A 9,331-nucleotide genomic window follows, 5' to 3' on the forward strand; every position below is an offset into this window, starting at 1 on the left:
TATCTATCTTTTTGAAAATTGGAAACTCTTCCTAGCTTTCTTTTTCCCAAACTTCTTACGTTCAACTTTTCGTGAATCTCTTGTTAAAAATCCATTGGATTTAAGAACCATTTTATACTCTTCATCAAGATCAAAAAGAGCCCTTGCAATACCATGTCTAATAGCACCAGCCTGACCTGAAATACCTCCACCATAAACATTAATATAAATATCATATTTACCAAGAGTATGCGTTAAAGCTAATGGGGATAAAGCTATTGTTTTTAACTTTTCAAGCTGCATGTAAACATCAAAATTCTTATGGTTAATCTTAATGTCACCCTTACCTTCTCTAATATAAACCCTAGCAACAGAAGACTTTCTGCGCCCTGTACCCATTCCTAAATTAACACCCTTAACATCTGATTTTGCCATTTTTCCTCTCTTAATTTGCTTCTAATTTATAAAGATTCTGAGAGCTAAGCTTATGATTAGCATCAGCAAAAACCTTTAGATTTCTAAAAAGCTCACGACCCAAAGGACCCTTTGGCAACATGCCCTTAATAGCAATTTCAAGAGGAGCTGTTGGTTTTCTTTCAGATAATGTTCTATAAGTATCAGAATAAAGACCTCCAGGATATCTTGAATGTCTATAATAAATTTTTTGAAAATATTTCTTACCAGTAAGCTTAACCTTTGAAGCATTAATAATAACAACATTATCACCTAAATCTTGGTGGGGAGTATAATAAGGTTTATGTTTGCCCCTCAGAATTTTAACAGCTTCTGTAGCAATTCTACCAAGAACTTTATCCGAAGCATCAATCACATACCACTTTTTCTTCACGTATCTTGGTTTCATCCATATTGTCTTATTATTAGTCATTTTATTCATAATAATATAAAGTCCTCGCTTAGATATTCTACAAAATTATACCTTTTCATTGTATTATTTGCAAGTTAACCTGTCAATACTAACATCCAAATTTGTTTTGAAGCTTAGCAGAAATTTTTCGAAAACCATCTAAATCTCCTTTAGAAAATTTCAAAGGTAAAAGTGAAGGAAAATCAAAAACAGGACTAATTAAATATCCATTACTTAAATATTCCTTAAAAACCTCACCATGATATTCAGATTTATAGCAAGGAAACATATACCTATTAATCAATTTAAACATAGGAGTAGAAAAAATATCAAAATTAATTTTTAAACTTTTTTCATAAGATAAAATTTTAACAAGCATATGCTTAGCAACTGCTAAAGTTAAAGCATCAAAAGAATCTCTAAACTCCATTTTTTTAGACAAATTATCTACTATAACAATATTAATAGACATACATCCAGGCATTGGAAGCTTTATAAACATAGGATATCTCAAATTATCAAATCCAAACCTAAACTCATATATCCCCTCCTGTCTCACTTCCCAAGGATTACTAAAATAATTTTGACCTGTTAATGATAACAAAAAATCTCTAGCATCTCTTTCAAACCTAAAAATACATACAAATCCTGCTTCTTTAAAGTAAGAAAAAAAAATATTTTCAAATTGCTTTTTAAATATAGATGGATAAGGTGCTGTAAGCCCTCTTGAAAAAGTTTGCTTAAGGATCAGATTTAATCCTTGAACTCTATGCCCTAAAAAATTTAAACCTTCATTTAAATATAAATCTAAATATCGATTACCATTAATATCATAAAGATAAAAAAATCTTGCTCTTTTAATTATGGGAAAATAACTTAATAAAGATTTACTACACATCCTGCAATTTTTTCATTAAAATTTCATTTGAAAGAACAGGATTAACCTTACCAGAAGTTTTACGCATAATCTGTCCCATCATAAATTTAACAGCATGACTTTTTCCTTTTTTGTAAAGCTCAATTGATTTAGGATTTTCATTTAATACTTCAATTACAATTGATTCAATAAACGATTTATCGCTTATCTGTTCTAATTTTTTTTCATTAATAATAGTAATAGAAGAAACATTTCTGTCAACCATTTCTAAAAATATTTCCTTAGAAATCTTTCCACTTATTCTCCCATTAATAATAAATTCAACAAGCTCACCAATATATGATGGTGGCAAATTAAAATCAAGTATACCTATTTCCCTTTCATTTAACACACTTAACACTTCAGATAATATCCAATTAGCCACTTTCTTAGGTTCACTTGAAGTTAATGCTGCCTCTTCAAAATATTTAACCAAATTTTTATCTGAAGTTAAAGTTACAATATCAAAATCACTAAGCCCATACTGCTCTTGCAACCTAATTCTTGCATCAAAAGGTAACTCCACCATCCTATGAGATTTAATATTTTCAATATAATCACTCTCAAGTTTAATTAAAGGTAAATCTGGATCCTTGATATAACGATAATCAGATATTGTTTCTTTGCTTCTTTGAAGAACTGTAATACCTCTCTTATCATCAAATCCCATTGTACACTTCCCGACACTTTCCAAAGTTTTTCTATACAAAATCCATTCTTCTTTTTGTTTTGACTCCTCATAATCAATAGCTAACTTTACTGACTTAAAAGAATTTAAATTTTTTATCTCAGAAATGGGAGTTTTATAGTTAACATCATTCTCATTAATAAGTAAGTTAATATTAACATCACAACGAAATGATCCATTTTCCATACTACACTCAGACAAATCAAGATATCTAAAAATTTCTCTTAAAGCATTCAAATAAGCTACGGCTTCTTCTCCACTACGTATATCAGGTTGTGATACAATTTCTAGCAACGGTGCTCCTGCACGATTAAAATCAATATAACTTTGATTATCATTTGAAAGCAAATGTAAACTTTTCCCAGAATCCTCTTCCATATGTATTCTTGCAATATTAATTCTTTTTACACCCAAACTAGTTTTAATAAAAATAAACCCATTCTCACAAATAGGCGCATCATTTTGAGATATTTGGTATCCTTTGGGCAAATCAGGATAAGCATAATGCTTTCTATCGAATTTAACAATATTTCTAATTGTAGAATTAGTAGCATGCCCTGCCAAAATTGCACTACTAACAAGTTCTTTATTTACGCTAGGTAATGCTCCAGGAAGTCCAAGACATATTGGACAAACACGAGAATTTGGAATTCCACCAAAATCATTTTTACATCCACAAAAAGCTTTAGTCTTTAATCCCAATTGTACGTGGACTTCTAATCCAATAAGCAATTTATATTCCATCTAATTCTAATTCCTCTATTATATTTTTTGAAAAACTTAAAAGTTCAAAATCCCTCTTAACTCTACCAATAACTTGCATACCAATAGGTAATCCCTTATCATCTTTAGCAAATGGAATTGAAAGTGCAGGAAAACCAATAAGATTGGCAATCACAGTACATAAATCAGAATAATACATTTTCAAAGGATCATCAAAATTTTCACCTATCTTAAAAGGTTTCAAAAAACTTGTAGGAGTTATAATATACGAATAATTGTTAAAAATTTCATCAAATTTTGGAATCAATACGTTTTCTATAATTTTACAAGCCTTAGTATAATATTCCAAATCATACCCTTCTGATAATAAATAATTACCAAGTACAACACGCCTTTTAACTTCTTCTCGTAAAAACAAACTTCTATGTTTGTAATAAAAATCATTAAGACTCAATGTATCATTTAATCTTTTCCCATAATTAAGACAAGTATAACGAGCAAGATTAGATGCAGCTTCAACAGGAGATATTGAATAATAAAGAGAAAGTACAAAATTAACTGCTTCTATTGAAATTTCATGTATCTCAACACCCTTACTTAAAAGAGCAGACTTAAATTTAGAAAACTCACAATAAATATCCTCTTCCATCAAGTCTTTACTAAACTCTTTAATAACAGCCAATTTAGTACCTTTTAAAGGTTTATTTAATAATGGATAGGGTTCTTGAATAATATCTATACTAGTAGAATCCATTGTATCAATGCCACAAGTATATTTTAATATTAAAGCCACGTCATCAATAGAATTAGCAAAAAATCCTATTTGATCAAGAGACGAAGAATAAGATGAGAGTCCATAGCGAGACAATCCTCCATAGGAAGGCTTAAATCCAATTACACCTGCAAATGAAGCAGGAAGCCTAACAGAACCACCCGTATCACTTCCAAGTGAAAAAGGGGCTTGACCTCCAGCAACAACAGCTGCAGAACCACCAGAACTTCCCCCCACAACATATTTTTTATTTGAAGGATTAAGAGTAACTCCATAATAAGAAAATTCACAAGAAGAACCCATTGCAAACTCATCCATATTAGTTCTTCCAATTATAATTGCCCCATTATCTTTTAATCTCTTAATAACAGTTGCATCATAAGGAGAAATATAACCTTGCAAAATCTCAGATGCACAAGTTAAATCTTTATTTTTAATTGCAATATTATCCTTAACGGCAATAGGAATTCCAAGTAAGGGCAAATCTTGTCCCCCACCTTTACTTAAAAGATCATCATATTCTTTGGCTATTTCCAATGCATCATCAAAAAACTCAACATAACCATTAATATCTCTATTATCTTCATAAACTTTCTTATAATAAAGGATAATATCATAAATTTTATATTTCCGAGTCAATATTAATTCTTTAATTTTTATTAAATTCAAACCACTTAAGTCCAAATCATTACTCCCTATTCAAGTACTTTAGGTGATAAAAAATAACCATCAACAAAAACATTGCTAAAATTCTTAATAGATTCTATTGTCAACGAAGGCAAAATCTCATCATCTCTTAAGTCAGAAAAATTACATACTGCTTTATGGAAGCCATCTTTAATTTTAAATTCAGAAATTTTATCTAACATACAAACAATTTTTTCAAATTTCATAACAAATTGCTGCTTTTCATCTTCACTTAACTTTAATAAACTCAATTTTAAACTATTCTCTAAACGAATATTTTTCAAATTTCACCTCTACATTTTAGAAAGTTTTTTAATATAACTTGAACTCAAAATAGCTTTTTTCCCATTTTTCAAACTAATTTTAAGAAATGGTCCACCATCTTGGTACCACTTATCAATAATAACGCCATTCTCACCATTATAAATTATATAATCGCCAATATTAAAATTTTTATTATCACTTCGTGTAAAAAAAAATTTAAAATTATCTTTCAAATATTCTGGAACAAAAACAATATCATAATTATCCTTATGGATCTCTTGAAAAAAAACTGATATGGCTGTATTTTTTAGTATTCCTCTAAAAAATCTTTGCAAATTTATTGTAATAAAAAGTTCGAATTTAGCCCTAGTAATAGCAACATAAAAAAGTCTCCTCTCTTCTTCTAATCTATCAGCTGTCAATTCTTCAATCTCAGCAGGTAATAAACCTTTCTCAAGACCAGATATTATTACCCTATCAAACTCAAGTCCTTTAACGCCATGAATTGAAGAGAGTAACACACTAGATGCAAAATCTCCATGAACTAAAGGAGACAAAGACGAATTTTCAAGAAATATCACAAGACCTTCAAAACTACCAGAATATTCAACTCCACTACTAATAAGCTCATCAATATTTTTTGATTTCTCATCCTTATCAAATTTTTGATAATAATTCCAAATTCCAAATCCCATTGTAACATCTTTAATAAATTCAGATAAATTTACATATACACCCTTTTGTATATTTTCTTTTAATTCATCATATAAACTTAAAAATATATCAAGAGAATCTCTTGCTTTTCCTTTAAGATTTTTAACAACTTTTCTACTTGCAAGCATTAAGTCAAGATTAACATCAGTATCATTTAATGTCGCAATTATCTTATCAATGGTAGTTTTACCAAGACCTCTTGCAGGCTTATTTATTATTCTCAAAAAAGATACTTTATCTTTTTTATTTACAAAAAGTCTTAACAAAGATATGACATCCTTAATTTCTTCTCTTTCATAGAATCTAATTGAACCTAATATTTTATGCGCAATATTATTTTTAAAAAAAGCCTTCTCAAATTGCAAAGATTGATGATTAAATCTATAAAGAACAGCTGTTTCAAGCTTATTTTCAATAAGAAAATTTGCAAAATACTCAGCTTCTTCTGTAGGATTTTGAAATATAAAAATTTTTATTTTTTTACCTATCTTATTTTCTGTAGCTATTACTTTATCATACCTATTTTGATTTTTTGAAATAATATTATTTGCAACATTGACAATACTTAAACTAGAACGATAATTTTGGACCAAATAATATTTAGACACATTATCAAATGTTCTTTCAAATTCAAGAATATTTTCAACTCTAGCACCTCTAAAAGAATATATAGACTGATCCTCATCTCCCACTACCATAAAATATGCATCTTTATAATACAGTTCTCTTAAAAACAAAAACTGTGAATAATTAGTATCTTGATATTCATCCACAAAAATAGCCTTAAATCTTTTTTGCACCCTCATTCTAATACTTTCGCAATTTTGTAACATCAAAACAGATTTAAGAATAAGATCGGCAAAATCAAAAGCATTACTTTTAGATTTTTCCTGTTCATAAAATTCAATCTCAGAATAAATTTTATCATCAAAACCACAATTATTATGTAAAGAATAATTCTCCTTATATTTCAATATTGACGATGTTACATACTTGGCACATTCAATATTTGATGCAAGTCCAATTTGTTTAACAAATTTAACAACATCATTAACATCCCAAATTGTAAAATTTGAATCATAATTTTCATCATATTCTTTAAAGTAAAGTCGCAAAAGCCAAGCACCAAAAGAATGAAAAGTTTGAATATGTAAAGACCTATCAAAATTAAAAAGAGAATTCAATCTAAAATTCATTTCACGTGCTGCTTTATTTGTAAACGTTAAAGCAAGAATTTCTTCTGGTTTTACCTTACCTTCATTTATTAAATGCGCAAACTTAGCTGTTATAACCCTCGTCTTACCACTACCTGGCCCTGCCAAAACAAGAATAGGGTTCTTAGTGTCATCAAAGACAATTTGTTTTTGATCAAAATTTAAACTAAAAAGAAATTTTTGTATTTCACTCATCAATAAACTTCAGAAACTTTAAGATCAAAACCACCTGGTGTTTTTAACCAAAAAAATTGAATTGCTATCATTTCACTTCCATAACTTTTTAAAACAGAAGTAACATCCTTACCTTGAAGAACAATATTAACATCAGAAAGTCTTGTAAAAAACAAAATTAAAGACTTTTTAAAATTTAAATTTAAAGGATCACTTCCCTTCAATAAAAGCAAAGACTTACCATAAAGATTATTCTCATCAACATATCGTAAAAATGTATCATTTAAAAAATTAATTGATAAATTAATATCAGAAATATTTGTAGAAGAATATACTGTAGGATATTCACTAATCACTCTATTTTTAGGACCATTAACTTCAAATCCCCAATTTACAACATTAAATCTATTAGAAAGATTGGTCTCAAAAACATATTCAACATTAAGCATAAAAGATTCCAAACTTACATGAGCCTTTCTAACCTTATCTTGAGAATAATTATCATATACAATTTTAACTCTTATATTACCATTCAAATCAACTTCTCGAAATTTTCCTAAATTAAAAACATATTGCTCATTTTCTAAATCATTTGTAATAACCAAATCATCGTTCATAAAAGAAACTCTATATTTTGCAATAGAATTTCCAAAAATTAAGGACAAAAAATCACCTTCTCCAAGCACAACATTCCAAAAATTTTCTTTATCAAATAAAACCTCATGAACCTCTGGTACTCTTTTTCCAACATAATTTGCCTTAAAAATTCTTCCTAAAATTTGTTTAAAACCACTAATATTTGTAATTACAAACACTAGAAATACAATCCCAACCACTCCCACTAATATCTTAATTATCTTAGAAAAACCTATATTAGTTACATCAAAATATTTATTTCCAAGCTTACTTTCACTTACAAAAGTTACACTACCATTTTGATCATCAGACTTAATACCAATATAATTACTATTAAGTCTTCTCTTATATTCTTTAAAGAGAGATGAAACATACCAAACATCAACTCCCAAATATTCACTATAAGTCCTTAAAAAACCCACAGCCAAAACTTCATTTGGAAATGATTCAATATTAGAATCTTCAAGAGCTCTAAGATATTTAATAGAAATCCTAATATCATCAGCTATCATCTCCAAAGTAAAGCCCTTATCAATCCGAGTTTTTTTTAAAAAATCTCCAAATCTAATGAAATCGCTTCTGTCCATATATTAACACCTCAGGTCTTTTTAACATCATATAAAAAATTATCCACCTTATTTGCATTCTTAGGCAGATCATATTTAAATTTACTATCAGGAATTCCAACATTAAACTTGACAGACAAAAGATCAATCACTATTTCTCGACCACCACCTGTAGGATAAGCAATAACTCTTCTAATTGCACCACTTGGTGTAAAGGCAATCATAAAAGAATCAATTGTGGCAGCACCTTTATAAAGCCGTCTTGAAAAAGTCAGTTTCATAAAATTTTCAGCCCCTCCCCTTCCCCCAGATTCATCAAGAGGTTCTAAATTGGGAGAATTAGTATAAGATACACTATACTCAGTACTCAAAATATTCATAAAACCACTTCCCGATTTTCCCATAGTCAACTGTTGTCTAAAAGAAGTACCAAGAGACGGAACATAAATGGTTAAAAATTCTCCATCACTCACAAAGACCTGATTATTTGAATCTAAATTAATAATAAATTTATCGGGAGATTTATATAACAAAGTTCCTGTCTGTTTAAGACCTTTTATATTAAGACTAATCTTAGCCTGCATATCATTTACATTTTGATATTTTGAATGAATCTCCTCAAAATATTGATTGGCAGATATTTGGGCAAAAAGCAAATAAGGAGATATAATTAATACTATCTTTTTTATTTTGTTCATTATAAAACTCATACACTAATTAAGCTACATTTAATAACAAATACACCTCTAAATACCAATAGTACAACTTGTCATAATAAGCTATTATTTATAATATACCATTTTGTAAACTAATAATAAACATATTTAGCAAAAGATCAAAGGAGATAAAATGTCATTAAACTATCACGAAATAAACATTTTACTTGAAGAATTGCCATTAATAAATTCATTTCTAAAAAAAATAAAACAACCTAATTACAAAAACTTGGTTATAGAATTTTACAATAAATCAACAGACGAAAAAAATTTTAATGTATTAATATCTCTAGATCCACAAAAAACAAGAATTCACAAAACAAATAAAAAATTCGAAAATATCAAACCTCCTCTAAGATTTTTTGAATTTTTAAAATCAAAAGTCACAAATGGTAAAGTATGCGAAGCACATCAAAT

10 protein-coding genes are annotated in these 9,331 nt (G+C 28.4%); 1 reads left to right on the top strand and 9 read right to left on the bottom strand.

The annotated features are described in order from the left end of the window. Positions 1–3: 3 nt before the first annotated feature. From rpsI to BN1173_RS01760, 9 genes are all read right to left on the bottom strand, one after another. Positions 4–414, bottom strand: a complete 411-nt coding sequence (gene rpsI / locus BN1173_RS01720; protein ID WP_012538100.1) for a 30S ribosomal protein S9 — start codon at positions 412–414, stop codon at positions 4–6. Positions 415–424: 10 nt separating this feature from the next. Continuing rightward, positions 425–874 carry a 50S ribosomal protein L13 gene (gene rplM / locus BN1173_RS01725; protein WP_012538101.1) on the bottom strand — a complete coding sequence of 150 codons (450 nt, stop codon included), beginning with the start codon at positions 872–874 and terminating at the stop codon, positions 425–427. Between the two features lie 79 nt (positions 875–953). Continuing rightward, the gene (locus BN1173_RS01730; protein ID WP_040236224.1) at positions 954–1,742 is read right to left on the bottom strand and encodes a hypothetical protein; all 789 of its coding nucleotides are present in this window, start codon (positions 1,740–1,742) and stop codon (positions 954–956) included. Next, a complete protein-coding gene (gene gatB / locus BN1173_RS01735; protein ID WP_040236227.1) occupies positions 1,735–3,192 on the bottom strand; it encodes an Asp-tRNA(Asn)/Glu-tRNA(Gln) amidotransferase subunit GatB in 1,458 nt (485 codons plus the stop codon). The genes BN1173_RS01730 and gatB overlap by 8 nt, the downstream gene beginning before the upstream one ends. Continuing rightward, positions 3,182–4,627, bottom strand: a complete 1,446-nt coding sequence (gatA, locus tag BN1173_RS01740; protein WP_040236229.1) for an Asp-tRNA(Asn)/Glu-tRNA(Gln) amidotransferase subunit GatA — start codon at positions 4,625–4,627, stop codon at positions 3,182–3,184. The genes gatB and gatA overlap by 11 nt, the downstream gene beginning before the upstream one ends. A gap of 11 nt (positions 4,628–4,638) precedes the next feature. Then, a complete protein-coding gene (gene gatC / locus BN1173_RS01745; protein WP_014696215.1) occupies positions 4,639–4,914 on the bottom strand; it encodes an Asp-tRNA(Asn)/Glu-tRNA(Gln) amidotransferase subunit GatC in 276 nt (91 codons plus the stop codon). 9 nt (positions 4,915–4,923) lie between these two features. Then, positions 4,924–7,017 carry an ATP-dependent helicase gene (locus BN1173_RS01750; protein WP_040236231.1) on the bottom strand — a complete coding sequence of 698 codons (2,094 nt, stop codon included), beginning with the start codon at positions 7,015–7,017 and terminating at the stop codon, positions 4,924–4,926. Next, positions 7,017–8,219 carry a helix-turn-helix domain-containing protein gene (locus tag BN1173_RS01755; protein ID WP_025400673.1) on the bottom strand — a complete coding sequence of 401 codons (1,203 nt, stop codon included), beginning with the start codon at positions 8,217–8,219 and terminating at the stop codon, positions 7,017–7,019. Before BN1173_RS01755 ends, BN1173_RS01750 begins: the two co-directional genes overlap by 1 nt. Positions 8,220–8,230: 11 nt before the next feature. After that, positions 8,231–8,908, bottom strand: a complete 678-nt coding sequence (locus tag BN1173_RS01760) for a LolA family protein (protein ID WP_040236235.1) — start codon at positions 8,906–8,908, stop codon at positions 8,231–8,233. A gap of 139 nt (positions 8,909–9,047) precedes the next feature. Here BN1173_RS01760 and BN1173_RS04540 point away from each other — a divergent pair. After that, positions 9,048–9,331 (top strand): NFACT family protein (locus BN1173_RS04540; RefSeq protein ID WP_040236237.1); only part of this gene is annotated, 284 nt, incomplete at its 3' end.

Origin of the sequence: Borrelia crocidurae, from assembly GCF_000825665.2 — a bacterium.
GTDB classification, from domain to species: domain Bacteria; phylum Spirochaetota; class Spirochaetia; order Borreliales; family Borreliaceae; genus Borrelia; species Borrelia duttonii.